We start from the raw sequence: 23,230 nt of genomic DNA on the forward strand, positions 1-23,230 counted from the left end.
AAGCGCAAGATGTGACCTCCGGGAAGCTGGAGGCAGGTCTTTCCTTGCGGCTTCGGGCCCGACACTCCCGACCTCGGGGGTCGGGGCAGCCAGGGGTCCAGGCCCCAAAAAGTTCATGAGAACTCCATCAGGGACGAGTAGAAGGAACGAACTGTGGCGGGACAAAAGATCCGCATCCGGTTGCGGGCGTATGACCATGAGGTCATCGACAGCTCGGCGCGCAAGATCGTCGACACCGTGACTCGCACCGGTGCCAAGGTGGCAGGCCCCGTGCCGCTGCCTACTGAGAAGAACGTGTTCTGTGTGATCCGTTCGCCCCACAAGTACAAGGACAGCCGCGAGCACTTCGAGATGCGCACCCACAAGCGGCTGATCGACATCCTCGACCCCACGCCGAAGACCGTCGACTCGCTGATGCGCCTCGACCTCCCGGCCGGTGTCGACATCGAAATCAAGCTTCCGTGAGGTCCGAGATGAGCAATAGCGAACGAGTCATCAAGGGCATCCTGGGCACCAAGCTCGGCATGACCCAGCTCTGGGATGAGAACAACAAGGTCGTCCCCGTCACCGTTATCCAGGCCGGACCCTGTGTCGTCACCCAGGTCCGCACCCCTGAGAAAGACGGCTACAACGCCGTCCAGCTTGGCTTCGGGGCCATCCCCTCCAGGAAGGTCACCAAGCCGGCCCAAGGCCATTTCGACAAGGCCGACGTCACTCCCCGCAGGCACCTCCTCGAGCTTCGCACCGCGAATGCCTCCGAATTCACCCTCGGCCAGGAGCTGACGGCGGAGGTCTTCGCCGGCGGAGAGTTCGTCGATGTGACCGGCACCACCAAGGGCAAGGGCACCGCGGGTGTCATGAAACGCCATGGCTTCGGTGGCCTCAAGGCCTCCCATGGTGTTCACCGCAAGCACCGCGCGCCCGGCTCCATCGGTGGCTGCGCCACCCCCGGCCGCGTTTTCAAGGGCCTTCGCATGGCAGGCCGTATGGGCAACACCAAGGTGACTGTCCAGAACCTCAAGATCCACGCCGTCGACGCCGAGCGTGGCCTGCTGCTGGTCCGCGGTGCGGTTCCCGGCAACAATGGGTCGCTCGTCGTCGTGCGTAGCGCAGCAAAGAAGGGTGAACAGGCATGAGTTCCATCACCGTCGACGTCCACGCCCCCGATGGCACGAAGGCAGGCAAGGCCGAGCTGCCTGGTGATCTCTTCGACGTCCAGACCAATGTCCCGCTGATCCATCAGGTCGTGGTGGCGCAGCTGGCCGCCGCACGCCAGGGGACGCACTCCACCAAGACCCGCGGCGAGGTCCGCGGCGGCGGCATCAAGCCCTGGCGCCAGAAGGGCACCGGCCGTGCCCGTCACGGCTCGCGGCGCTCCCCGATCTGGACTGGCGGTGGCACCGTCCATGGCCCGAAGCCGCGGAACTACGCGCAGCGCACCCCCAAGAAGATGATTGCCGCGGCCCTGCGCGGCGCCCTGTCTGATCGCGCCCGCGACGGTCAGGTCTTCGTGGTCTCCGACCTGGTGCCCAGCGAGGTTCCCTCCACCAAGACCGCTCTGGCGACACTCGCTCAGCTGGGTGAGTTCAAGAAGGCGCTCGTGGTCCTCGACCGCTTCGAGGAGGTCGCGTGGCTGAGCCTGCGCAACGTGCAGAACGTGCACGTGCTCGCCGTCGACCAGCTGAACGCCTACGACGTGCTGATCGCCGATACGGTTGTATTCACCTCTGCGGCCCTGGCTGCCTTTACTCATCGCGGCGCCGAGGCCATCGCCGCTGAGAGCGAGGCCGGAGAAAGCGTCAAGAAGGACTACGGCAAGGACTCCTACCGGGGCGACGAGCCGCCGGCCGGGTTCGACATCAAGGGTAATGAGGATTCCATGAAGTTCCACACCCCCGAGTCCCCCTGGTACTCCCGCACGATCGCGGAGGTGTGGTTCAACAGTCCCGAGGCTGCTGAGGCCGCTGGCTTCGTGAATGTCCTGGAAGGCAAGGAGAAGAAGTGAGCGAGCTGAAGATCCGCGACCACCGCGACATCATCTGGCGCCCCGTCGTCAGCGAGAAGAGCTACAACCTCCTCGACGAGAACAAGTACACGTTCATCGTGGCACCCCACGCCAACAAGACCGAGATCAAGATCGCGATCGAGAAGATCTTTGGGGTTCGCGTCATCGCCGTTAACACCCAGAACCGTCAGGGGAAGCGTCGGCGTACCCGCTTCGGCATCGGCAAGAGGGTCGACGTCAAGCGCGCCATCGTGACTGTCGCTGCGGGTGAGCACATCGACATCTTCGCCAGCCGGGGCGAGTGAAGAAGGACTGATTCGTCATGGGTATCCGTAAATACAAGCCAACGACGCCGGGACGTCGCGGCGCCAGCGTCTCCGACTTCGTCGAGCTGACCCGTTCGACCCCGGAGAAGTCGCTGCTCGCGCCAAAGCCGAAGACCGGCGGCCGCAACAACTCGGGTCGCATCACCACCCGCCACATCGGTGGCGGGCACAAGCAGGCCTACCGCATCATCGACTTCAAGCGCTACGACAAGGACGGTGTTCCGGCGAAGGTCGCTCACATCGAGTACGACCCCAACCGCACTGCCCGGATCGCGCTGCTGCACTACTACGACGGGGAGAAGCGGTACATCATCGCCCCCAACGGCCTGACCCAGGGCACCGTCGTGGTCTCCGGGCAGGGCTCCGACATCAAACCGGGCAACAACCTGGAGCTGCGCCAGATCCCCGTCGGCACCACCGTGCACGCCGTGGAGCTGCGTCCCGGCGGTGGGGCCAAGCTGGGTCGTTCCGCCGGTGCGGCCATCCAGCTGGTTGCCCGTGAGGGCAAATACGCCACGCTCCGCATGCCATCGGGTGAGATGCGCATGGTCGATGTTCGCTGCCGCGCCACCATCGGCACGGTCGGCAACGCCGAGCAGTCGAACATCAACTGGGGCAAGGCCGGACGCAACCGCTGGAAGGGCATCCGCCCGACCGTCCGTGGCGTCGTGATGAACCCCGTCGACCACCCGCACGGCGGTGGCGAGGGGCGTACCTCGGGTGGCCGCCACCCGGTGTCCCCGTGGGGCAAGCCCGAGGGCCGCACCCGCGACAAGAACAAGGCGAGCAGCCGTCTCATCGTGCGTCGCCGCAAGACCGGCAAGAAGCGCTGATAGGGAGCCTGAGAAAATATGCCACGCAGCCTGAAGAAGGGTCCCTTCGTCGACGACCACCTGATGAAGAAGGTGGACGCTCAGAACGAAAAGGGCACCAAGAACGTCATCAAGACCTGGTCACGCCGCTCGATGATCGTCCCGGACATGCTGGGTCATACCATCGCGGTGCACGACGGTCGTAAGCACGTCCCGGTGTTCATCACCGAGGCGATGATCGGTCACAAGCTGGGCGAATTCGCCCCCACGCGCACCTTCCGGGGGCACGTGAAGGAAGACAAGAAGGCCCGCCGCCGCTGAGGGGCGAGGATAGGACAACGAAACGATGAGCAATGAAAACGGCAACAGCGCCCGTCGCGAGGCCCTGCTCGGTGATCGTCCCGGCTCCTACGCCATCGCGCGTCACGTCCGGATGAGCCCGATGAAGGTACGTCGTGTGGTGGACCTGATCCGCGGCATGGACGTCTCCGAGGCCCTCACCGCCCTGAAGTTCGCCCCCCAGGCGGCTTCGGACCCCGTATACAAGGTGGTGGCCTCGGCCGCCGCCAATGCCGAGAACGTCGAGGACCTGGATCCCCAGGACCTGTACATCTCCAAGGCATTCGTCGACGAGGGAGTCACCCTGCGTCGTATCCGTCCCCGCGCCAAGGGATCCGCATCCCGGATCCTCAAGCGTGGTTCCCACATCACTGTGGTCGTCGAACCCCGAGAGTCGAAGGAGGCCTGAGCATGGGGCAGAAGATCAACCCGAACGGCTTCCGTCTCGGCATTACCACGGATCACGTCACCCGCTGGTATGCGGAGAAGAACTACGCGGACTACGTGGCCGAGGATGTGAAGATCCGCAACTACCTGACCAAATCGCTGGAGCGCGCCGGCATCTCCTCCATCGAGATCGAGCGGCGCTCCGAGCGGGTCACCATCTTCCTGCACGCCGCGCGTCCCGGGATCGTCATCGGCCGTAACGGCGCCGAGGCGGAACGGGTGCGGGCAGAGCTGGAGAAGCTGACCGGCAAGCAGGTCCAGCTGAACATCCTCGAGGTGAAGAACCCCGAGATCGACGCCCAGCTCGTCGCGCAGGGTGTCGCCGAGCAGCTGGGGGCCCGTGTGGCCTTCCGCCGTGCGATGCGCAAGGCCCAGCAGACTGCCATGCGTGCCGGTGCCAAGGGCATCCGGATCAAGTGCTCCGGACGTCTTGGTGGCGCTGAGATGTCGCGCTCCGAGGGGTATCGCGACGGTCAGGTGCCGCTGCACACCCTCCGGGCTGACATCGACTACGGCTTCTACGAGGCGCGCACCACCTTCGGGCGGATCGGCGTCAAGGTATGGATCTACAAGGGCGACGTCACCGGTACCCGCGCCGAGCGTGCTGCCCAGAAGGCCGCCCGCAACTCTGCGCCCTCCGGCCGCCAGCGTTCGGGCCGTCGCCCGGGCCGCGGTGAGGGCCGTGGAGATCGTCCCGAGCGTGGCGGCCGCCGTCGCGCCGAAGCAGCCCAGGCGCCAGCCGAGGCTGCTCCCGCAACCGAGAACGCAGGAGCGTGAGCCATGCTTATCCCTCGTCGCGTCAAGTTCCGTAAGCAGCACCACCCCAAGCGGGATGGTGTCGCCAAAGGCGCTACGAAGCTCGCCTTCGGCGAGTACGGCATCCAGGCACTCGAGTCGTCCTACCTGACGAACCGTCAGATCGAGGCTGCTCGTATTGCCATGACCCGCCACATCAAGCGTGGCGGCAAGGTCTGGATCAACGTCTACCCGGACCGTCCCCTGACCAAGAAACCGGCCGAGACCCGGATGGGTTCCGGTAAGGGTTCGCCCGAGTGGTGGGTGGCCAACGTCAAGCCCGGGCGGGTGCTCTTCGAGCTGTCCGGGGTGGGCGAGGACGTTGCCCGTGAGGCCATGCGTCTCGCCATCCACAAGTTGCCCTTCAAAGCCCGTTTCATCAAGCGCGAAGCAGGTGAGAACTGATGAGCAAGTCCCTGACTGCCAACGACCTGCGCGGCCTGTCCCGCGAGCAGCTCAACGCCAAGGTGGTGGAGTTGAAGGAGGAACTGTTCGGCCTCCGCTTTGCCGCAGCCACCGGCCAGCTGGAGTCGCATGGACGTTTGCGTGAGGTCCGCAAGGACATCGCCCGTGTCTACACAGTGCTGCAGGAGCGCAACCTCGGCATCGTCGATGAGCCCACGATTCAGGAGAACTGAGCATGCCAGAAGCCACCCCTAAACAGCGCGGCCGCCGCAAGGTGTTCCAGGGCGTCGTCGTCTCGGACAAGATGGACAAGACCATCGTCGTCCTGGTCGAGGACCGGGTGAAGCATCCACTGTACGGCAAGGTCATGACCAAGTCGTCGCGCATCAAGGCCCATGACGAGGAGAACAGCGCCGGCATCGGCGACCGCGTCCGCGTCATGGAGACCCGTCCGTTGTCCGCCCAGAAACGCTGGCGGCTGGTCGAGATCATCGAACGCGCCAAGTGATGAAACGCACAAACAGGCGGCCCGGTCCCCTCAGGGACCGGGCCGCCTCGCATCTGTGTTGCGCAGCGCCAGTGAGTGGCGCGGTCGATCAGCTCTCCGAGGAGTCGCGGCCACCGAGCTCTGCGTCGAGGCGGAGCAGGCCATTGCCGTCATCGCCGATCAGCTTGATCCGGCTGATGATGGTCGAGACTGTGGCCTCTTCCTCGATCTGCTCATCCACGAACCAGTTCAGCAGGGGAAAGGCGTCGATATCCCCGGTCGACTGGGCCAGGCGGTAAAGACCCCGGATCGCTTCGGAGACCTTCTTCTCGTGGGCGAGCGAGGCCTCGAAAGCATCGAGGACCGTGGTGACGTGCTGGGTTTGTGCCTCGATGTTCCCGAGCAGCGGAGTGGCGTCGCGGTCCAGCATGTGTGTGATGAATTTGTCGGCGTGCACTTCCTCCTCGGCGGACTGGGCCTTGAACCAGCTGGCGATTCCAGGCAGGTCGAGGGCCTCCATGTCGATGGACAACTGCCGGTAGACGACAGCGGCTTTCAGCTCCATGGTGACCTGAGTGTTGAAGGCGTCCTTGAGTTCTCCAGTGAGTTCCATAACAGGAAGACTAGCTGCCAGCACTGACTAATCCGCTCATTCTTTTAGGTTCGGCTATCAAAATCCTGGTGTTGGCCAAAATGACGACAGGAAGCGTTGTTTTTTGCCAGCTGACCTCTGGTATGCAGGTGCGCAAAGCCTCTTCCCCCAAGACATTCGATTTGCGAGAATCGGGCCACCGAGTCAATGAGGAGTCTGTATGAGCGAGCATCCCCCGCAGGAGGAACCCCTCACGCCAGTTCCGGAAGACACGGTCCCGCCGCCGAAGTCCGGGATGCCGCAGTTCCAGCCTCCGCCGGCAGTGTCCCCGCAGCCGGTGCAGGTGCCAGAGCCATCCCCGGGGCCACCGTCAGCGCCGGTGGTCAGGAGACGGAACCCTGCCAGGACCGTGCTGATCATCGCCCTGGCGACGCTGCTGCTCGCTGGAGCCGGAGCCGGGGTCTGGTGGTTCTTCTTTCGCGGGAATGGCGGGACAACCGGGCACGAGCTCCTCGAGGGATTGCGGGAAGAGCCGACGGTCGCCTGGGAGCAGAGGATCTCGCAGGAGACGGATATCGCCGGAGTGCCTGAAGGAATGCTCGTCGCCCCGGACCTTTCCAAGGGAGAAAGGGAACTGGTGATGCTCGACTGGGCTGACGGGTCCAGGAAATGGGCAGTCGATGTCAGCTCTGAGATCCGGGAATCAGCCTATGCCTATCTTGGAACGGAGCTCCCCGACGGGTTCGTCGGGGTGGTCATCGCTGCCGCTGAGGGGGAACGCTCGCTGCTGGTCTACCGGAGTTCTGACGGCCAGTTCGTCAAGCGGCTGGAGCTGGGGGAGGGAATGCTCCTGATGGGGGAGTCGGGAGCCCTCTACCAGTACGAACCATTGAGTTCTGCCATTGGCCAGGTCAAGATCAGCCGTGCGAAATCCATTGATGACTTCGACACCAAAGAGTGGAGCGTTGAGGTTGGGATAGAGCCCGGTGATGGCCAGGTCAAGGTGCTGGAAAGAAACGGGCATGCCGATTTCTGCCTGGTCGGGCAGTCCGGGGAACCCGGCCACTGCTTGCTCTCGCTGTCGACAAAGGACGGCAGCAAGCCTAGCTGGTATCAGGACAACAGCTCTTTCATAGAGGTGAACGGAGTCATCATCGCGTCGGATGCGGACAACAATCTCACCGCCTACGACGAGCAGGGACGCAGGCTGTGGGACCAGGCCAGGGCATCCGGTGCGCTGCACGTGATGGGCGATGCGCTCCTGGTCAGCGAGAACGAGGCGGCCGCGGTCGAACGTCTCGATCCCCGCACCGGGCAGAGCATGTGGCGGGCCGACTGGTATGCAGGTTATTTCACGGGGTTCCAGCAGGACGGCAAGACTGTCGTCGCCTATACGCACCCCGCGTTCCACGCCGGTGTCGCGGATCTGGCGACAGGTAGTGTCAATCTCACCGAGTATCCCGTTGAAGAGCCTCCCCGGACGATGTTCCGCACAGCGGATGGTGATCTCATCCTCGTCGACGGCAAGAGCGAGTCGGTCAAGCTGTCCTCGGTCAGGCCCGGAGAACCGGGAATTCGCTGGACCAAGGGCTTCGACGCATACCGGCAGGTGGAGCAGCGCGACAAGAGACTCGTGCTCCGCGACACCGACTTCCTCGCGGTCCTGAGATGACGCTCCTGGCGATACGACTCTCCTGCCCAGCAGGTCACGTGCGGTTGACTCACCTTGGCGGAAGGCGGAGAACAGGATGTGCTGCCTGAACGCCCCTGAGGGCGGTAAGACGCGGGAAAAGAGAGCCTGCCCGGTGGGCAGTTGTGATGCTGCGGTCTGCGGTCCGGTTTCGCCTGACATGACAGCTTGGGGTACGCTTGGCAAGTTGCCTTGAGTCTGTGCCCTCCGGATAACCGGGTGGGGACCTTTCTCGGGTGACGAAACCCCGTGTCTCAGGCCCGGGGCGCCTCCTGGCAAAATCCAGGGGGTTCACCATGTGAGTTCCGACCAGGCCCAATCCCTGGGAACCGGTCGGACGGAGGAGAACAAATGATCCAGCAGGAGTCGCGACTCAAGGTCGCCGACAACACTGGTGCCAAGGAGCTCTTGTGCATCCGCGTTCTCGGTGGCTCGAAGCGTCGTTACGCCTACGTCGGTGACACCATCGTTGCCACGGTCAAGGACGCGATCCCCGGCGGCAACGTCAAAAAGGGCGAAGTCGTCAAGGCCGTCGTAGTGCGTACAGTCAAAGAGCGTCGCCGTGGCGATGGCTCGTACATCAAGTTCGACGAGAATGCCGCCGTCATCCTGAAGAACGACGGGGAGCCCCGCGGCACCCGCATCTTCGGTCCGGTGGCCCGGGAACTGCGCGAGAAGAAATTCATGCGCATCGTCTCACTCGCCCCGGAGGTGATCTGAGGATGAACTCGCTTCATGTGAAGAAGGGTGACCGCGTCAAGGTCATCGCGGGCAAGGACAAGGGCAAGACCGGCGAGATCATCGCTGTCGACCCCCGCGCCCAGAGGGTGACCGTCGAGGGCGTCAATGTCGTCAAACGGCACAAGCGTGAGTCGCAGGGTGCGAACGGCCGCCGCATCGAGGGCGGCATCATCAGTTCCGAGGCCCCGATCCACGTCTCCAACGTCCAGCTCGTCACCAAGGTCAAAGACGAGAACGGCAAGGACAAGGAGGTCGTCACTCGCGTCGGCTACGAGCGCGTGGACGTCACCAAGAGGCGCTCGGACGGGTCCACCTACCAGGCTCAGCGCAGCGTGCGTATCGCCTCCAAGACCGGGAAGGAGATCTGATGAGCAACGACGTCGAGATCCCACGCCTGAAGAAGAAGTATCGCGAGGAGATCATCCCTGCGCTGCAGGAGGAGTTCAAGTACCCCAACGTCATGCAGATCCCCGGTCTCACCAAGATCGTGGTGAACATGGGCGTTGGCGAGGCTGCCCGCGACTCCAAGATCATCGACGGCGCCGTCCGCGATCTGACGGCGATCACCGGGCAGAAGCCGGCGATCACCAAGGCCCGCAAGTCCATCGCCCAGTTCAAGCTGCGCGAGGGGATGCCCATCGGCTGCCACGTCACTCTCCGCGGAGACCGGATGTGGGAGTTCGCCGACCGGCTTCTCACCCTGGCCCTGCCGCGTATCCGCGACTTCCGGGGCCTCAACGGACGCCAGTTCGACGGTAACGGCAACTACACCTTCGGGCTGAACGAGCAGGTCATGTTCCTGGAGATCGACCAGGACAAGATTGATCGTGTCCGCGGTATGGACATCACGTTCGTGACCTCGGCCACCAACGACCAGGAGGGGCGTGCGCTGCTGAAGCACCTTGGATTCCCCTTCAAGGCCGTTGACGACCCGAAGACGGTCAAAGGCGGCCGCGGCCCCGCGTTCCAGCCCAAGAAGAAGAAGTGAGCGTGAACCATGGCTAAGACAGCACTCAAGGTCAAGCAGTCCCGTAAGCCGAAGTTCGGCGTGCGCGCCTACACCCGCTGCAAGCGCTGCGGTCGTCCCAAGTCGGTGTACCGCAAGTTCGGTCTGTGCCGCGTCTGCCTGCGTGAGCTTGCTCATGCCGGCCAGCTCCCCGGCGTGACCAAGTCGTCCTGGTGACCCAGAGCGCCACGATAAGAACTTCCAATTTCGATTTGCCAAAGGTCCCCAGTCTGGGGGAAACCGGGGCGAGAAAGAAGCCACACAGCCATGACAATGACTGATCCCATCGCAGACATGCTCACGCGTCTGCGTAACGCCAATCAGGCGTACCAGGAATCGACGTCCATGCCGTCGTCGAAGATCAAGGTCGGCATCGCGGAGATTCTGAAGGCCGAGGGTTACATCTCGAACTTCGAGCTGACTGAGGTCGAAGGACAGGTGGGCAAGGTGCTCAAGGTCACCCTCAAATACGGTGATTCCCGCGAGCGCTCCATCGCAGGGCTCCGCCGCATCAGCAAGCCCGGTCTGCGCGTCTACGCGAAGGCCAACGCCCTACCGAAGGTGCTCGGCGGTCTGGGTATCGCGATCATCTCCACGTCCCAGGGCCTGCTGACCGACAAGCAAGCAAACGCCAAGTCCGTGGGCGGCGAAGTGCTCGCCTACGTCTGGTGACCCGACGAGACTGAAAAGGAGATAGAACATGTCACGAATTGGCAGGCTCCCGATCGCGGTCCCGTCCGGCGTCGAGGTCAAGATCGACGGCCAGGACCTGGCTGTCAAGGGCCCCAAGGGTGAACTGAAGTTCACGGTGCGCGAGCCCATCACCGTCGCGAAAAATGAGCAGGGTGAGCTGGAGGTGTCGCGTCCGGATGACGAGCGGCTGTCCCGTTCCCTGCACGGTCTGACCCGCACCCTCGTGTCGAACATGGTCACCGGGGTCACCCAGGGCTATGAGAAGAAGCTCGAGATCGTGGGCGTCGGCTACCGTGTCGTCGCGAAGGGTCCCGCGCAACTCGAGCTCGCGCTCGGGTTTTCCCACCCGGTGGTGGTCGACGCACCGGAGGGAATCACCTTCACGGTCGAAACCCAGACCAAGTTCACGGTGCACGGCATCGACAAGCAGCTTGTCGGTGAGACCGCCGCAAACATCCGCAAGATCCGCAAGCCTGAGCCCTATAAGGGCAAGGGTGTCCGCTACGCGGGCGAGCACGTCCGCCGCAAGGCCGGAAAGGCTGGTAAGTAATGGCTATCTCGCTTGGCATGCGCAAAGGCCTGGCGGCGAAGACCGCCTCACGCGCCCGCCGTCAGCTGCGTGGCCGCAAGAAGATCAACGGTACTGCCGAGCGGCCCCGCATGGTGGTCACCCGCTCCGCGCGGCACCTGTACGTGCAAGTGATCGACGACACCGTCGGCCGCACCCTGGTGTCAGCCTCCACCATGGAGGCTGACCTGCGGGCTGCGGAGGGCGACAAGTCCGCCAAGGCCCGCAAGGTGGGCGAGCTCATCGCCCAGCGTGCGAAGGAGGCCGGCGTGCAGAGCGTCGTCTTCGACCGTGCCGGTAACAAGTACCACGGCCGGATTGCCGCGCTTGCTGATGCGGCGCGCGAAGCCGGTCTCGGATTCTGATACGACGAGAGGATAGGGAACACGATGAGTGAAACCCAGCAGCGCGGCGACCGCCGCGGTGGGGAGCGTCGTGGCCGTGACGATCGTCGTGGCCAGGCTTCCAAGGAAGACAAGAACCAGTATCTTGAGCGCGTGGTTGCGATCAACCGCGTTGCCAAGGTCGTGCAGGGTGGGCGCCGCTTCAGCTTCACCGCACTGGTGGTCGTGGGTGACGGCGAGGGAACCGTCGGCGTCGGCTACGGCAAGGCCAAAGAGGTGCCGGCGGCCATCGCCAAGGGCGTGGAGGAGGCCAAGAAGCACTTCTTCCGGGTGCCTCTGATCCAGCGAACCATCCCGCATCCCGTGCAGGGCGAGAAGGCCGCTGGTGTGGTGCTCCTGCGCCCCGCCTCACCCGGTACCGGTGTCATCGCCGGCGGCTCTGCCCGCGCGGTGCTTGAGTGCGCCGGTGTGCAGGATGTGCTGGCCAAGTCGCTCGGCTCGGCTAACGCCATCAACGTCGTTCACGCGACGGTTGACGCCCTGCAGCAGCTTGAGGAGCCGGAGGCCGTCGCCAAGCGCCGCGGCCTGCCGGTGGAGGATGTCGCTCCCGCGGCTCTTCTCCGTGCTCGCAAGGAAGAGGTGGCTGGCTGATGGCTGAACTGAGGATCACCCAGACCAAATCGGGCGTCGGCGGCAAGGACTACCAAAGGGCCACGCTGCGCACCCTGGGGCTGAAGCGCATCGGCCAGAGCGTGGTGCGTGAGGATCGTCCTGAGGTGCTCGGCATGATCCGTACCGTCGCCCACCTCGTGGAAGTGGAAGAGGTCAAGTAATGGCTCTCAAGATTCATGACCTGCGCCCGGCACCGGGCGCAAACACCCCGAAAACCCGTGTGGGCCGCGGTGAAGGCTCCAAGGGTAAGACCGCTGGTCGCGGCACGAAGGGCACGGGCGCTCGCAAGAACGTCCCCGCGAACTTCGAGGGCGGCCAGATGCCGATGCACATGCGGATCCCGAAGCTCAAGGGCTTCAAGAACCCCTTCCGTGTGGAATACCAGGTCGTCAACGTCGGGCGTCTCGCTGAGCTGTTCCCCAAGGGGGGCGCGGTCACCGCTGAGGACCTCGTCGAGGCGGGTGCCGTGCGTGCCGGGGCGCTCGTGAAGGTGCTGGGCGGCGGCGATATCGACGTCGCCCTCAACGTGACGGCTGACGCGTTCTCGAACTCTGCCAAGGAGAAGCTGGCCGCGGCCGGCGGCTCTGCGGTGGAGGCCTGAGCAACAGGGCTGAAAGGGCTGGGTCCTGACCACGTGGTCAAGACCCAGCCCTTTGCTTTCGTCGCGGACGTCTGTAATCAGGCAGACTGATCGCCGCGAAGCACCAGCGGCCAGGGACGTGACGGGGTGTGGCTGGTGAAGTCCGGCAGCTGTTCGCCGATGCCCAGGAAGGCAGCGATCCCAGCCACTGCCCGCACAGCGGCGGCGCCGTCGCCGTAGGGGCTGACGGGATTGGCAGTCAGGGTGCTGCTGGCCGGCTCGCTGAGGATGCGGCTCACCTCTGCGTAGATGGTCTCTACGTCGGTCCCGACCAGGCGGGCTGCTCCGGCTGCGAGCGCCTCGGGACGGTCCGTGCTCTCCCGCAGCACCAGCACGGGTTTACCAAGGGCCGGGGCCTCCTCCTGGAGGCCGCCGGAGTCGGTGAGGATGATGTGCGAAGCCTTCATGATCTGGATGAACTCGCCGTAGGGGAGGGGATCACAGACCACGACATTCTCCAGCCCGCTGAGCGGAGACAGCAGGCAGTGCCGGACGATGGGGTTGAGGTGGGCTGGCAGGATCACCTGGAGATGTGGGTTACTCAGTGCGAGTTTGGCGATGGCATGGCCGATCCGTTCCATCGGACGTCCCCAGTTCTCGCGGCGGTGCGCTGTGACCAGCAGGACCGGCGCGCCAGAAGCGACCACGCGGCGGAGCCGTTCGTCCTCGATCGGCACTTCGGCCTCTACCGCCCGCATCAGGGCGTCGATGACGGTGTTCCCGGTCACGACGATGTTCTCGCCCCGTATCCCCTCTTGTTCCAGGTTGGTGCGGCATTGCTGGGTCGGAGCCAGGTGCAGGGAGCTGATCCGTGTCGCGATGCTGCGGTTGGCCTCCTCGGGGAATGGCGCTGCGATGTCACCGCTGCGCAGCCCGGCCTCGAGGTGCACCACTGGGATGTGCCGGTTGAAGCTGGCCAGGGCAGCCGCGGCCACGGTGGAGGTGTCGCCTTGGACCACGACCGCATCGGGTCGTTTCACCTCAAGGATCGGATCAAGCAGCGTGATGATGCGGGCCATGATCTCGTTGAGCGTCTGGCCTGGGGCAAAGACGTCCAGGTCGTGCGTCGGGGTGATTCCCAGCACCTCATTGACCTGGTCGAGCATCTCGCGATGCTGTCCGGTGACCACCGATATGCACTCGAAACGAGGGTCCTCCTCCAGACGGCGGATGACGGGTGCCATCTTGATGCCCTCGGGACGGGTCCCGTAAACAGTCATGACTTTTTTCATGAAGCCCCCCAGCTTGCGGCGATCCCACGCCGCTCAAACACTTGGGGCAAAGAATAAGAGGATTGGCCGGAAGTATGCAATACCTCTGGGACGGGTTGCTCATGGCGACGGTCCGAAAGGCCGGTGCCGGCGTCCTGGACAGTGCTGTTGAGGGCTCTGCGTTGGGGAATGTGGGTCCCCCTTGGTACGCTGCCTAAGTTGCCTAAGGTGGGTGACGGGTAATTTGCTGAGCAACTGAAAGAGGGGCCGGATGCTCTCCGCCTTCGCTAGCGCGTTCAAGACACCTGAGCTGCGCAAGAAGATCTTCTTCACGCTTGGGATCCTTCTGGTGTTCCGTCTCGGATCTAACATTCCGGCGCCGAACGTGAACATGCAGGCGCTCAACGCCTGCGTGGCTGCCGCCAACACGGGTTCGCAAGCCGGGATCTACTCCCTAATCAACCTGTTCTCGGGCGGTGCCCTACTCCACCTGACGATCTTCGCGCTGGGTGTCATGCCCTACATCACGTCCTCGATCATCCTGCAGTTGCTCGGTGTGGTCATCCCCAGGCTGGAGGCGCTCCGGAAGGAGGGCGCAGCGGGACAGGCCAAGATCACCCAATACACGCGCTACCTGACGCTGGTGCTCGCGCTGCTCCAGGCGACGGCGTTCGTCACCATGGCCCGCACCGGCCAGCTGCTGAACTGCCAGGGCATCCTCTACACGCAGGAGCTCTTCCCGATGATCACGATGGTCCTCACCATGACCGCCGGAACCGTCGTGATCATGTGGCTCGGTGAGCTCATCACCGACCGCGGCGTCGGCAACGGCATGTCAGTGCTGATCTTCACCCAGATCGCAGCCACTTTCCCGACCGGCCTGTGGACCATCAAGGAATCCCATCCCGGGCCCACAGGGTGGTTCCTGTTCCTGGCGGTCATCGCCATCGGCCTGCTGGTGATGCTCGGCATCCTTTTCATGGAGCAGGGACAGCGGCGCGTCCCAGTGCAGTACGCCAAGCGCATGGTCGGGCGGCGGCTCGTCGGCGGCTCCACCACCTACATCCCGCTGAAGGTGAACCAGTCCGGCGTCATCCCGGTGATCTTCGCGAGTTCCATCCTGTATCTTCCGATCCTCTACGCCACCTTCCGCCCACAGTCCGGCACGGGGCAGTGGATCGCAGCCAACTTCAACCACAACGGCTGGATCTACAGCAGCCTGCAGTTCCTGCTCATCATCGGCTTCTGCTACTTCTACGTCGCGATCAGCTTCAACTCCGAAGAGGTCTCGGACAACATGAAGAAGTATGGCGGCTTCATCCCCGGCATCCGGGCTGGCAAGCCGACGGAACGTTACCTGACCTATGTCCTGAACCGCCTGACCGCGCCCGGCTCGCTCTATCTGGCGGTCATCTCGATGATCCCGACCCTCGCGTTCATCGCCGTTGGCGCGAGCGACAACTTCCCCTTCGGTGGGACCTCCATCCTGATCATCGTCGGCGTTGCCCTCGACACCGTCAAACGGATCGAGAGCCAACTGCAGCAGCGCAACTATGAAGGATTCCTCCGGTGAGGATGCTCATCATGGGCGCTCCCGGGGCAGGCAAGGGCACTCAGGCGGCAGCGCTGGCCCAGGCCCACGGAGTGGCGGCAATCTCGACAGGGGACATCTTTCGCGCCAACATCCGTAACGCAACGGAGCTGGGCCTCAAGGTCAAAGCCTTGATCGACGCCGGTGAATATGTGCCCGACGACGTCACGGAGGCCATCGTCGCCGACCGGCTAGCCGAGCCTGACTGCTCCTCCGGGTTCCTGCTGGACGGATTTCCCCGCACCATGCACCAGGTCCACTTTCTGGACCGTTATCTCTCGCAGCGACGGCAACATCTGGACGCAGTGGTCTCTCTGCTGGTGGAGCCTGATGTGCTGGTCGCGCGCCTGCTCGACAGGGCCGCGAAGGAAGGCCGCACCGACGACAACGAGGACACCATCAGGCGGCGCATGGAGGTCTACGCGGGGCAGACCGCGCCCTTGCTGTTCCACTACGAGAGACAAGGCCTCCTCGTGGAGGTGGAGGGGAGTGGGACAGTCGAAGAGGTCCGGCAGCGGATGCTTGAGGCCGTGGCTGCCCGCAAGGCCTGAGATGACGATTGAGATCAAGACGCCGGGCCAGTTGCGCAGGATGCGTGCGGCTGGGTTGGTCGTGGCTGAGGGCCTGCGCCGTATGCAGGAGGCGACTGTCCCCGGAGTCACCACCGCGGAGATCGACGCCGTCGGGCGTGAGGTGCTCGCGGCGGCGGGAGCAGAGTCGAACTTCCTCGGGTACGGAGCTGAGTATGGCGTTCCCTTCCCTGGGGTCTCCTGCATTTCTGTCAACGATGAGCTCGTCCACGGCGTACCGGGTCAGCGGGTGATCCGCGAGGGAGACCTCGTTTCCATTGACTTTGGTGCCGTGCTCGATGGCTGGCATGGGGACGCGGCCCGCAGCTTCGTGGTCGGCGAGGGCAAGCCGGAGGATGTCGAGGTCAATGAGGCTACCAGGCATGCATTGTGGACCGGGATCGCTGCGATCCGCGACGGCGGCCGGGTTGGTGATGTTTCCCGGGCTATCGAGCAGAGCATCAAGAGCCAGCCACGCCGCTACGGCTCACTGCGTGATTACACAGGCCATGGGATCGGCTCAAAGATGCACATGGAACCGGATGTCCCGAACCAGTTCAGGCTTCGCTCCAACCAGAGGTTGGGAGCCGGGATGGCCATCGCGGTCGAGCCAATGCTGACTCTTGGGCTGCACCAGACCGTGGTGGATGACGACGGCTGGACGGTGCGGAGCCGGGATGGGCAGCGCGGCGCCCACTGGGAGAACACCGTGGCCATCACCGAGCGGGGGCTCTGGGTGCTGACAGAACCCGACGGGGGAGAGGCGGAACTGGCCGCTCGCGGAGTCGCTTTCGGGCCGTTGCCGGAGTGACATTCCCTGGTGGCGCATGCCCGAGCGACTCTGAATTCTTGAACCTGTCGGCTGGGCCTCCCAGCTCTGTCACGGATAGGCCCAGCGGCTTTTCTCATATGGCTGCCCTGGCAACATCGTCCGGCCGGCTGCCGCCGGTCGGTGATTGACCTCCGGCAGAGGACACTACTATGGCCTCATGAGCAACCTTCCGCCCTCCTCCCGGTATCTGCAGCGTGCCGATGAGGCAGTCGAGGAGATTGAGCGGGAGGCGCTGGCTCAGAGGGTGTCGGATGCCTATGCCGATGGACGCCTTGAGGTGGAGTCCTATCGGCAGTCCATGGATGTGATCTATGGGGCGAGCACCCTGGGGGAGTTGGTGCCTGTGATAAAGCAACTCCCAGCTGCCGCCGTCAACACACCGGAGATCGTGGGCAAAGGAACCCTCCCGGCGGGCCAGACCGGGGCCCCGGCCACGCTGGCCCGCATTGTGTGGCCGGCCGTCGGGATCGTCGCAGGCATTGTGGTCCTGTTGATCCTCGTGGCCGTCATCGGAGCCTTGCTGTGGATTCTATGAGCCCTTGCCCCCAGGGAGGGCGGCGCTTGAAGCAATTGATGACGCGAGGCTGCGTCCCTGTGCGCGTATCCTTATTCTGCGAAGATGCCGATCACAGGGGTCCACGGGACGACCTTGGCATCGGCCAGGACCCCATGGATGCGGAACGGATCGTCTGCCAGCATGGTGGAAACTGCTTCGGCGCTTTCGGCCCGGAAGATGAGAAGTGCTGACGGGGGAGCGACCTCCGGGTAGGCGCCTCCCGCGATGAGCCCACGATCAGTTAGGCCCGTCAGGAAAGCCCGGTGGTCCGGGCGGTGACGTGTGATGAGGTCGGTGTCATCGACGTAGGTGTAGTGCACGGCGAAGTACTGCATGAGAGTAACGCTACGCCCCGCCGGGGCGGCTGTATGGCGGGGGCGGATTTGGGGTGCTGTTGCGTGCCGCGTAGACTGCATGTGGCATCGCGGCTTGTAGCCGCACCCGGAAACCGGGTTCCACCGACGAATGAGAGCACATGGCGAAGAAAGAAGGAGCCCTCGAGCTTGAGGGGACCGTGGTCGAGGCATTGCCGAACGCGATGTTCCGCGTCGAGCTGCCCAACGGGCACAAGGTCCTGACCACCATCAGCGGAAAGATGCGCCAGCATTACATCCGTATCCTGCCTGCCGACCGAGTTGTCGTCGAGCTTTCCCCCTACGACCTCACTCGCGGTCGCATCGTCTACCGTCACAAGTGACGGGGCAGTGCCCCTGAACATCACCCACGCCCGGCTTACCGCCGGGCGTCTGCTTTTCCCGCATCTGTCGCGCTCCCGAGTTTGGTGAAAGCCGGTGACGTGACGTAAGCTTTGACGTCGGTCGTCTATGTCCGGGCGCTCGAGCATGCGTGCTTTACCCGGTTTCCGGCGGCCAGCTCATCCACCACAGATTGGGCAGGCAGCTGCCCAGTCGCCGATTGAAAAGGTTGCTCGAATGAAGGTTCAGCCGAGCGTCAAGAAGATCTGCGACAAGTGCAAGGTCATCCGCCGGCACGGTCGTGTGATGGTGATCTGCGACAACCCGCGCCACAAGCAGCGTCAGGGCTGAAGCTCGGCGAGAGCTCGCAGAACATCGCGGAACGGGTCAGGTCGCCCAGCCCGCCAGACAACTCAAACAACGTGATCGTAAGGGCCACTGGAGACGGTGACTCCCGACCCTTGGACGAAGGCCAAGGCCCCTTTGCGGCTAAAGACACGCCGCGAGCCAGGAGGGGACGCGACACGCCACACACCTTCGCGGTCCCCGGCCTGACCGGGTGAGAGCCCACCGGGACCGGAGACACTGAAAGGTAAAATATGGCACGCCTCGTTGGTGTCGACCTACCGCGCGAGAAGCGCCTGGAGGTCGCCCTGACCTACATCTTCGGTATCGGCCGCACCCGCGCCGCCGAGACCCTCGCCGCAACCGGCATCAGCGGCGATCTCCGTGTCCACCAGCTCACCGACGAGCACCTCGTCGCGCTGCGTGATCACATCGAAGGCAACTACGAGATCGAGGGTGACCTCCGTCGCACCGTTGCCGCCGATATCCGCCGCAAGGTCGAGATCGGCAACTACCAGGGCCGCCGTCACCGCAGCGGTCTCCCGGTGCGTGGCCAGCGCACCCGGACGAATGCGCGCACCCGCAAGGGCAAGAAGAAGGCCGTGGCCGGCAAGAAGAAGGCACGCTGACCCGCGCGGTGAGCTGAGACAGGAGATTTGACTACTGATGGCAACTAGCCGCAAGCAGGCCGCCAAGACCAAGGTGCGCCGCAAGGAGAAGAAGAACGTCCTCGCCGGACAGGCTCACATCAAGAGCACCTTCAACAACACGATCATCTCGATCACCGACCCCAACGGGGCAGTGATCTCCTGGGCCTCCGCCGGCACCGTCGGCTTCAAGGGCTCCCGCAAGTCGACACCTTTCGCCGCTCAAATGGCAGCTGAGGCCGCTGGCCGCCGCGCCATGGAGCACGGCATGAAGCGTGTCGACGTCTTTGTCAAGGGCCCGGGCTCGGGCCGTGAGACCGCGATCCGTTCGCTGGGCGCTGTGGGCTTGGAGGTCGGGACCATCTCCGACGTCACGCCTGTGCCGCACAATGGCTGCCGCCCGCCGAAGCGCCGTCGCGTCTGAGCGCCCGAGAAGTAAAGGACTGAAGAGAAAATGGCTCGTTACACCGGCCCCATGACCAAGAAGTCCCGTCGTCTCGGGACCGACCTGGTTGGCAATGACAAGGCGTTTGAGCGCCGCCCCTACCCGCCTGGCGTCCATGGCCGCGGTCGCACCAAGGACTCCGAGTATTCGCTGCAGCTCAAGGAGAAGCAGAAGGCGCGTTTCGCCTACGGCGTCCTGGAGAAGCAGTTCCGCCGCTACTACGAGGAGGCGGACCGTCACCCCGGCAAGACCGGTGACACGCTGCTGCAGATCCTCGAGTCGCGTCTCGACAATGTCGTGTACCGCGCCGGGTTCGCGGCTACTCGCCGCCAGGCCCGTCAGCTCGTGGTGCATGGCCACTTCCTGGTCAACGGTAAGAAGGTGAATATCCCCTCGTACCGCGTCAAGGCTCACGACATCATCGACGTCGCCGAGAAGTCGATGAACCTCCACCCGCTGGTGGTGGCGCGTGAGACCCACGGGGAGCGCTCCGTCCCGGCGTGGCTTGAGGCCCGCCCCAACCGGATGCGGATCCTCGTCCACCAGCTCCCGGTCCGCGATCAGATCGTGATCGACGTACAGGAGCAGATGATCGTCGAGCTCTACTCCAAGTAGTTGACGCCACCGGGCTGGCCGGCATCCAACTGGCCAGCCCAGCTCGGTTCTCCGGGCCCCGCGGCCGGAGCGGTTCCGGTCGCGGTATTCGCGTCATCAAATAGTGGGTGACGCGGGAAGGAAGAAAATGCTCATCGCACAGCGTCCGACTCTGTCGGAGGAAGTGGTCGCCGAATACCGTTCGCGGTTCATCATCGAACCACTCGAGCCGGGGTTCGGGTACACCCTCGGGAACTCGATGCGTCGCACGTTGCTGTCGTCTATTCCGGGCGCAGCCGTGACCTCCATCAAGATCGAGGGAAACCAGCACGAGTTCTCCACCCTGGAGGGCGTGGTCGAGGATGTCACCGAGATCATCTTGAACCTCAAGGGCCTGGTGCTGTCCTCGGAGGAGGACGAGCCTGTGGTCATGTACCTGCGCAAGGCGGGAGCCGGGGAGGTCACGGCGGCTGACATCCAGCCGCCTGCCGGTGTCGAGGTGCACAACCCCGAACTGCACATCGCTACCCTCAGCGAGGATGGCAAGCTTGAGATGGAGCTGGTGGTCGAGCGCGGTCGTGGCTACGTCTCCAGCGTCCTCAACAAGGATCCCGATGCCGAGATCGGGCGTATCCCCGTCGACTCCATCTACTCACCCGTGCTGAAGGTCAGCTACAAGGTGGAAGCCACCCGTGTGGCTCAGCGTACCGACTTCGACCGTCTCATCATCGACGTCGAGACCAAGCCCTCCATGGCTCCCCGCGACGCCGTCGCCTCCGCGGGACGGACGCTGGTGGAGTTGTTCGGCCTTGCCCGGGAGCTCAATGTCAATGCGGAGGGCATCGAGATGGGGCCGTCTCCGGTGGATGAGCAGATCGCCGAGTCGCTGAACCTGCCTGTCGAGGACCTGAACCTGTCGGTTCGCTCCTACAACTGTCTCAAGCGTGAGGGCATCCACACCGTCGGCGAGCTTGTCGCCCGCTCGGAGGAGGATCTCCTCGACATCCGCAACTTCGGGTCCAAGTCCATCCTTGAGGTCAAGGTCACCCTGCACAATCTGGGCCTCTCCCTGCGCGATGCCGCTCCGGGCTTCGACCCGATCCAGGCGATCGAACGCTACGACGAGGAACATGAGGGCGAGGAAGACGTCGACGCTGAGGCTGACGAAGACTACGCCGAGACCGAGCAGTACTGAGAACACACACCGAGCGCTGCTCGGGACGAGACCGAAAGAATTTGAGAAATGCCTAAGCCGACCAAGGGGCCCCGTCTGGGCGGTAGCCCCAACCATGAGCGCCTCATCCTGCGCAACCTGGCCACTCAGCTCTTCGAGCACGGCCGCATCACCACCACCGAGGCCAAGGCGCGCCGTGTCCAGCCGCTGGCCGAGAAACTCATCACCAAGGCAAAGCGCGGCGATCTGCACTCCCGGCGGCTGGTGCTGAGGTCGGTTACTGACAAAGACGTGGTGGCGAAGCTTTTCAATGAGATCGCACCCACTCTGCAGGGACGCGATGGTGGCTGCACCCGTATCACCAAGATCGGCATCCGCAAGGGTGACGCGGCTCCTCTCGCGGTGCTGGAGCTCATCGCGGACCCGGTGCCTGCGCCTGCCGGGGCTGAGACGGAGTGATCTGAACTCAACGCGGGAACGGGGAGACACTCATGGGTGTCTCCCCGTCTTGTATTTCTGGCGCGGTCAGCGCTGTTCGCGGGCCCAGGCCGCGATTCCCCGGTTCTCCGGCAGCAGCGCGTAGCAGGTGGCCTGGTAGGCATGGTAGAGGTCGGGTTTGCCCTCCCACGTGTGGACGACAGGGCGGTTGTTCACATCCAGTTCGTGCCACCAGGAACCGTCTGCATGGTCAATGACGTGTTCCTCGGCGTAGGTCCAGAGCCTGCGGTAGGCATCCTCGTAGCGTTGCTCTCCCGTGGCTCGGAACAGGCCCGCGGCTGCTCCTATGCCTTCTGCGATCTCCCAGAAGAAGCGCTCGGGAACCACTGGCGTTCCATCCCAGTCGACGGTATAGCAGAATCCGCCGTTGCTGGCCCAGGCGTCGCGGAAGGCCCCGTCGAAAAGGTGTCGTGCGGCATCAAGCAGCCAGGGTTCCCCAACGCCGAGCCCGCGGATCTGGAGCAGCAGCTTTGCCCACTCCAACCAGTGGCCCGGCTGGGAGCCGTAGGGACGGAAGGGATGCCGGGGCTCGTCGTGGTTGTGTTCCGGGAGTTCCCGCCAGCTGGCGTCGAAATGCTCTGGGAGCCGCCAGGCCCCATCCTGTCCCGCGGCGGCTCGGTCGGCGATACGGTGTGCGATCCGCAGAGCACGTTCGAGTAGGTATTCGTGGCCGGTCACCTCATAGGCCGCCAGATAGGCCTCGGTCAGGTGCATGTTCGCGTTCTGGCCGCGATAGTGTTCTGCGTCGCGGAACTCCCGGTCGAAGGCCTCGACGCCCGCGCCGTCGCCATCCACCCAGAACCGGTCGGTGACTTCCAGGGCTGCTGTCAGCAGTTCCGCGCCTCCTGGGATGCCGGCGGCTGTCGCGGAGCTGGCTCCGAGCAGGATGTGTGCCTGGCCGTAGAGCTCCTTGCGGGGACTAGGGGCATCGCCACCCACCACCGGGAACCAGCCGCCGTATTCGGCGTCGCGTCCTGGACCATGGAGATAGAAATCGATGCCATGCCGGGCGACGTCCTCGGCGCCGGAACGTCCCAGCAGAGCGGCTATCGAGAAGCAGTGCAGCATCCGTGCACCCAGCCACAGCTGGGAACCCATCTGGGGCAGGGGGCGGCCTGTGGAATCTAGGTAAGCAAAGCCCGCGCCGGGCAAGACCACCTCGGGCTGGTAGAAATCCAGCAGTGACTCCCGGTGCTGCGCCAGCCAGGCGTGATGTTCAGCAGCATCCAGCCAGCTGCTTTGATTGGCGGTTGATTGACTCATCCGGTCTCCTTCGACGCTGGGCATCACGAGTATCGCCGCCCAGGCTATACCTTGTCACGGGTTTCCCGCTGTGGCAGGCTAAGAACCCACTAGGTGAAGTTAGGCTTGGTGCCGAGTCGAACCAACGGAGGTTTATTTTGAGATTTTCTTTGGTGCAGGGCTGAGCGATCTATCCGGATTTATGCATGGCACTCGCGGTGTCTTGGTCCTACTAGGTGATTTTTGATCCCGCCAGATGATTTTGAGAG

Annotated in this window: 36 protein-coding genes and 1 pseudogene; 33 read left to right on the forward strand and 4 right to left on the reverse strand. The window is 64.0% G+C overall.

From position 1 onward, the window contains the following. Positions 1-153 precede the first annotated feature (153 nt). From rpsJ to rpsQ, 11 genes are read left to right on the forward strand one after another with little or no spacing between them, the layout of a single operon-like run. Positions 154-465, forward strand: coding sequence for a 30S ribosomal protein S10 (gene rpsJ / locus SK1NUM_RS04430; RefSeq protein ID WP_015071250.1), 312 nt, complete (start codon positions 154-156; stop codon positions 463-465). Between the two features lie 8 nt (positions 466-473). Continuing rightward, positions 474-1,136 (forward strand): 50S ribosomal protein L3, encoded by a 663-nt coding sequence (gene rplC, locus SK1NUM_RS04435; RefSeq protein ID WP_212325835.1) that lies wholly within the window; start codon positions 474-476, stop codon positions 1,134-1,136. Beyond that, the gene (gene rplD / locus SK1NUM_RS04440; protein ID WP_212325843.1) at positions 1,133-2,005 is read left to right on the forward strand and encodes a 50S ribosomal protein L4, sunset domain variant; all 873 of its coding nucleotides are present in this window, start codon (positions 1,133-1,135) and stop codon (positions 2,003-2,005) included. The genes rplC and rplD overlap by 4 nt, the downstream gene beginning before the upstream one ends. After that, on the forward strand, positions 2,002-2,310 hold the full coding sequence (gene rplW, locus SK1NUM_RS04445) for a 50S ribosomal protein L23 (protein ID WP_212325845.1): 309 nt from the start codon (positions 2,002-2,004) through the stop codon (positions 2,308-2,310). Before rplD ends, rplW begins: the two co-directional genes overlap by 4 nt. 17 nt (positions 2,311-2,327) lie before the next feature. Beyond that, positions 2,328-3,164, forward strand: coding sequence for a 50S ribosomal protein L2 (gene rplB / locus SK1NUM_RS04450; RefSeq protein WP_212325847.1), 837 nt, complete (start codon positions 2,328-2,330; stop codon positions 3,162-3,164). Positions 3,165-3,182: 18 nt separating this feature from the next. Next, positions 3,183-3,464, forward strand: a complete 282-nt coding sequence (rpsS, locus tag SK1NUM_RS04455; RefSeq protein ID WP_130873482.1) for a 30S ribosomal protein S19 — start codon at positions 3,183-3,185, stop codon at positions 3,462-3,464. A 25-nt stretch (positions 3,465-3,489) separates the two neighbouring features. Beyond that, positions 3,490-3,891 (forward strand): 50S ribosomal protein L22, encoded by a 402-nt coding sequence (rplV, locus tag SK1NUM_RS04460; RefSeq protein WP_212325849.1) that lies wholly within the window; start codon positions 3,490-3,492, stop codon positions 3,889-3,891. Between the two features lie 2 nt (positions 3,892-3,893). Beyond that, the gene (gene rpsC / locus SK1NUM_RS04465) at positions 3,894-4,706 is read left to right on the forward strand and encodes a 30S ribosomal protein S3 (RefSeq protein WP_212325851.1); all 813 of its coding nucleotides are present in this window, start codon (positions 3,894-3,896) and stop codon (positions 4,704-4,706) included. A 3-nt stretch (positions 4,707-4,709) separates the two neighbouring features. Continuing rightward, positions 4,710-5,129, forward strand: coding sequence for a 50S ribosomal protein L16 (rplP, locus tag SK1NUM_RS04470; protein ID WP_212325853.1), 420 nt, complete (start codon positions 4,710-4,712; stop codon positions 5,127-5,129). Further along, positions 5,129-5,362, forward strand: a complete 234-nt coding sequence (gene rpmC / locus SK1NUM_RS04475) for a 50S ribosomal protein L29 (protein WP_212325855.1) — start codon at positions 5,129-5,131, stop codon at positions 5,360-5,362. Before rplP ends, rpmC begins: the two co-directional genes overlap by 1 nt. A gap of 2 nt (positions 5,363-5,364) precedes the next feature. After that, positions 5,365-5,637 (forward strand): 30S ribosomal protein S17, encoded by a 273-nt coding sequence (gene rpsQ / locus SK1NUM_RS04480; RefSeq protein WP_212325857.1) that lies wholly within the window; start codon positions 5,365-5,367, stop codon positions 5,635-5,637. A gap of 88 nt (positions 5,638-5,725) precedes the next feature. Here the strand turns inward: rpsQ and SK1NUM_RS04485 are convergent, their stop codons facing one another. Continuing rightward, positions 5,726-6,229 carry a ferritin gene (locus SK1NUM_RS04485; protein WP_212325859.1) on the reverse strand — a complete coding sequence of 168 codons (504 nt, stop codon included), beginning with the start codon at positions 6,227-6,229 and terminating at the stop codon, positions 5,726-5,728. A 199-nt stretch (positions 6,230-6,428) separates the two neighbouring features. Here SK1NUM_RS04485 and SK1NUM_RS04490 point away from each other — a divergent pair, with 199 nt between their 5' ends. From SK1NUM_RS04490 to rplO, 11 genes are all read left to right on the forward strand, one after another. Then, positions 6,429-7,880: a PQQ-binding-like beta-propeller repeat protein gene (locus tag SK1NUM_RS04490; protein ID WP_212325861.1), complete on the forward strand. Its 1,452-nt coding sequence runs from the start codon at positions 6,429-6,431 to the stop codon at positions 7,878-7,880. A gap of 369 nt (positions 7,881-8,249) precedes the next feature. Beyond that, the gene (gene rplN / locus SK1NUM_RS04495; RefSeq protein WP_212325863.1) at positions 8,250-8,618 is read left to right on the forward strand and encodes a 50S ribosomal protein L14; all 369 of its coding nucleotides are present in this window, start codon (positions 8,250-8,252) and stop codon (positions 8,616-8,618) included. Positions 8,619-8,620: 2 nt separating this feature from the next. Next, positions 8,621-9,007, forward strand: a complete 387-nt coding sequence (gene rplX / locus SK1NUM_RS04500; RefSeq protein ID WP_212325866.1) for a 50S ribosomal protein L24 — start codon at positions 8,621-8,623, stop codon at positions 9,005-9,007. Further along, positions 9,007-9,627 carry a 50S ribosomal protein L5 gene (gene rplE / locus SK1NUM_RS04505; protein WP_212325873.1) on the forward strand — a complete coding sequence of 207 codons (621 nt, stop codon included), beginning with the start codon at positions 9,007-9,009 and terminating at the stop codon, positions 9,625-9,627. The genes rplX and rplE overlap by 1 nt, the downstream gene beginning before the upstream one ends. Before the next feature lie 9 nt (positions 9,628-9,636). Beyond that, on the forward strand, positions 9,637-9,822 hold the full coding sequence (locus tag SK1NUM_RS04510; RefSeq protein ID WP_130873492.1) for a type Z 30S ribosomal protein S14: 186 nt from the start codon (positions 9,637-9,639) through the stop codon (positions 9,820-9,822). 90 nt (positions 9,823-9,912) lie between these two features. Then, complete coding sequence (gene rpsH, locus SK1NUM_RS04515; RefSeq protein WP_014847226.1) at positions 9,913-10,317, forward strand: 30S ribosomal protein S8; 405 nt, start codon at positions 9,913-9,915, stop codon at positions 10,315-10,317. A 28-nt stretch (positions 10,318-10,345) separates the two neighbouring features. After that, a complete protein-coding gene (gene rplF / locus SK1NUM_RS04520; protein WP_212325878.1) occupies positions 10,346-10,888 on the forward strand; it encodes a 50S ribosomal protein L6 in 543 nt (180 codons plus the stop codon). Further along, positions 10,888-11,271 carry a 50S ribosomal protein L18 gene (gene rplR / locus SK1NUM_RS04525; protein ID WP_212325880.1) on the forward strand — a complete coding sequence of 128 codons (384 nt, stop codon included), beginning with the start codon at positions 10,888-10,890 and terminating at the stop codon, positions 11,269-11,271. Before rplF ends, rplR begins: the two co-directional genes overlap by 1 nt. 24 nt (positions 11,272-11,295) lie before the next feature. Next, a complete protein-coding gene (gene rpsE, locus SK1NUM_RS04530) occupies positions 11,296-11,901 on the forward strand; it encodes a 30S ribosomal protein S5 (protein ID WP_212325887.1) in 606 nt (201 codons plus the stop codon). Beyond that, positions 11,901-12,083 carry a 50S ribosomal protein L30 gene (gene rpmD / locus SK1NUM_RS04535; protein ID WP_212325889.1) on the forward strand — a complete coding sequence of 61 codons (183 nt, stop codon included), beginning with the start codon at positions 11,901-11,903 and terminating at the stop codon, positions 12,081-12,083. Before rpsE ends, rpmD begins: the two co-directional genes overlap by 1 nt. Then, a complete protein-coding gene (gene rplO, locus SK1NUM_RS04540; protein ID WP_212325891.1) occupies positions 12,083-12,523 on the forward strand; it encodes a 50S ribosomal protein L15 in 441 nt (146 codons plus the stop codon). The genes rpmD and rplO overlap by 1 nt, the downstream gene beginning before the upstream one ends. Positions 12,524-12,600: 77 nt before the next feature. Here the strand turns inward: rplO and wecB are convergent, their stop codons facing one another. Next, the gene (wecB, locus tag SK1NUM_RS04545; protein WP_244980187.1) at positions 12,601-13,782 is read right to left on the reverse strand and encodes a non-hydrolyzing UDP-N-acetylglucosamine 2-epimerase; all 1,182 of its coding nucleotides are present in this window, start codon (positions 13,780-13,782) and stop codon (positions 12,601-12,603) included. A gap of 262 nt (positions 13,783-14,044) precedes the next feature. On the opposite strand from wecB, the gene secY reads away from it, so the two are divergent. The 4 genes from secY to SK1NUM_RS04565 all read left to right on the forward strand — a co-directional run bounded on the left by secY (position 14,045) and on the right by SK1NUM_RS04565 (position 17,300). Continuing rightward, entirely contained in the window at positions 14,045-15,346 is a 1,302-nt protein-coding gene (secY, locus tag SK1NUM_RS04550) for a preprotein translocase subunit SecY (protein ID WP_212325896.1), read from the forward strand. Beyond that, a complete protein-coding gene (locus SK1NUM_RS04555; protein ID WP_212325898.1) occupies positions 15,343-15,915 on the forward strand; it encodes an adenylate kinase in 573 nt (190 codons plus the stop codon). The genes secY and SK1NUM_RS04555 overlap by 4 nt, the downstream gene beginning before the upstream one ends. Before the next feature lies 1 nt (position 15,916). After that, positions 15,917-16,744, forward strand: a complete 828-nt coding sequence (map, locus tag SK1NUM_RS04560) for a type I methionyl aminopeptidase (protein WP_212325905.1) — start codon at positions 15,917-15,919, stop codon at positions 16,742-16,744. A gap of 178 nt (positions 16,745-16,922) precedes the next feature. Further along, entirely contained in the window at positions 16,923-17,300 is a 378-nt protein-coding gene (locus SK1NUM_RS04565; protein ID WP_212325907.1) for a DUF1707 SHOCT-like domain-containing protein, read from the forward strand. Between the two features lie 71 nt (positions 17,301-17,371). Here the strand turns inward: SK1NUM_RS04565 and SK1NUM_RS04570 are convergent, their stop codons facing one another. After that, entirely contained in the window at positions 17,372-17,656 is a 285-nt protein-coding gene (locus tag SK1NUM_RS04570) for a YciI family protein (RefSeq protein WP_212325909.1), read from the reverse strand. A gap of 140 nt (positions 17,657-17,796) precedes the next feature. Here SK1NUM_RS04570 and infA point away from each other — a divergent pair, with 140 nt between their 5' ends. The 7 genes and pseudogenes from infA to rplQ all read left to right on the forward strand — a co-directional run. Further along, positions 17,797-18,018, forward strand: a complete 222-nt coding sequence (infA, locus tag SK1NUM_RS04575; protein ID WP_014847213.1) for a translation initiation factor IF-1 — start codon at positions 17,797-17,799, stop codon at positions 18,016-18,018. A gap of 235 nt (positions 18,019-18,253) precedes the next feature. Further along, the gene (gene rpmJ / locus SK1NUM_RS04580) at positions 18,254-18,367 is read left to right on the forward strand and encodes a 50S ribosomal protein L36 (protein WP_002514836.1); all 114 of its coding nucleotides are present in this window, start codon (positions 18,254-18,256) and stop codon (positions 18,365-18,367) included. 248 nt (positions 18,368-18,615) lie between these two features. Next, the gene (gene rpsM / locus SK1NUM_RS04585) at positions 18,616-18,990 is read left to right on the forward strand and encodes a 30S ribosomal protein S13 (protein ID WP_212325918.1); all 375 of its coding nucleotides are present in this window, start codon (positions 18,616-18,618) and stop codon (positions 18,988-18,990) included. A gap of 37 nt (positions 18,991-19,027) precedes the next feature. Then, positions 19,028-19,432, forward strand: a complete 405-nt coding sequence (gene rpsK, locus SK1NUM_RS04590; RefSeq protein WP_014847211.1) for a 30S ribosomal protein S11 — start codon at positions 19,028-19,030, stop codon at positions 19,430-19,432. Between the two features lie 30 nt (positions 19,433-19,462). After that, on the forward strand, positions 19,463-20,068 hold the full coding sequence (gene rpsD / locus SK1NUM_RS04595) for a 30S ribosomal protein S4 (RefSeq protein WP_212325925.1): 606 nt from the start codon (positions 19,463-19,465) through the stop codon (positions 20,066-20,068). Between the two features lie 127 nt (positions 20,069-20,195). Next, positions 20,196-21,242: a DNA-directed RNA polymerase subunit alpha gene (locus SK1NUM_RS04600; RefSeq protein ID WP_212325927.1), complete on the forward strand. Its 1,047-nt coding sequence runs from the start codon at positions 20,196-20,198 to the stop codon at positions 21,240-21,242. A 48-nt stretch (positions 21,243-21,290) separates the two neighbouring features. Next, a pseudogene (gene rplQ / locus SK1NUM_RS04605) lies at positions 21,291-21,668 on the forward strand (50S ribosomal protein L17); the annotation flags it as partial. A 78-nt stretch (positions 21,669-21,746) separates the two neighbouring features. Here rplQ and SK1NUM_RS04610 read toward each other — a convergent pair. Beyond that, complete coding sequence (locus tag SK1NUM_RS04610) at positions 21,747-22,982, reverse strand: AGE family epimerase/isomerase (protein WP_212325931.1); 1,236 nt, start codon at positions 22,980-22,982, stop codon at positions 21,747-21,749. Positions 22,983-23,230: the final 248 nt, after the last annotated feature.

This window comes from Arachnia rubra, from assembly GCF_019973735.1.
Taxonomy (GTDB): Bacteria; Actinomycetota; Actinomycetes; order Propionibacteriales; family Propionibacteriaceae; genus Arachnia; species Arachnia rubra.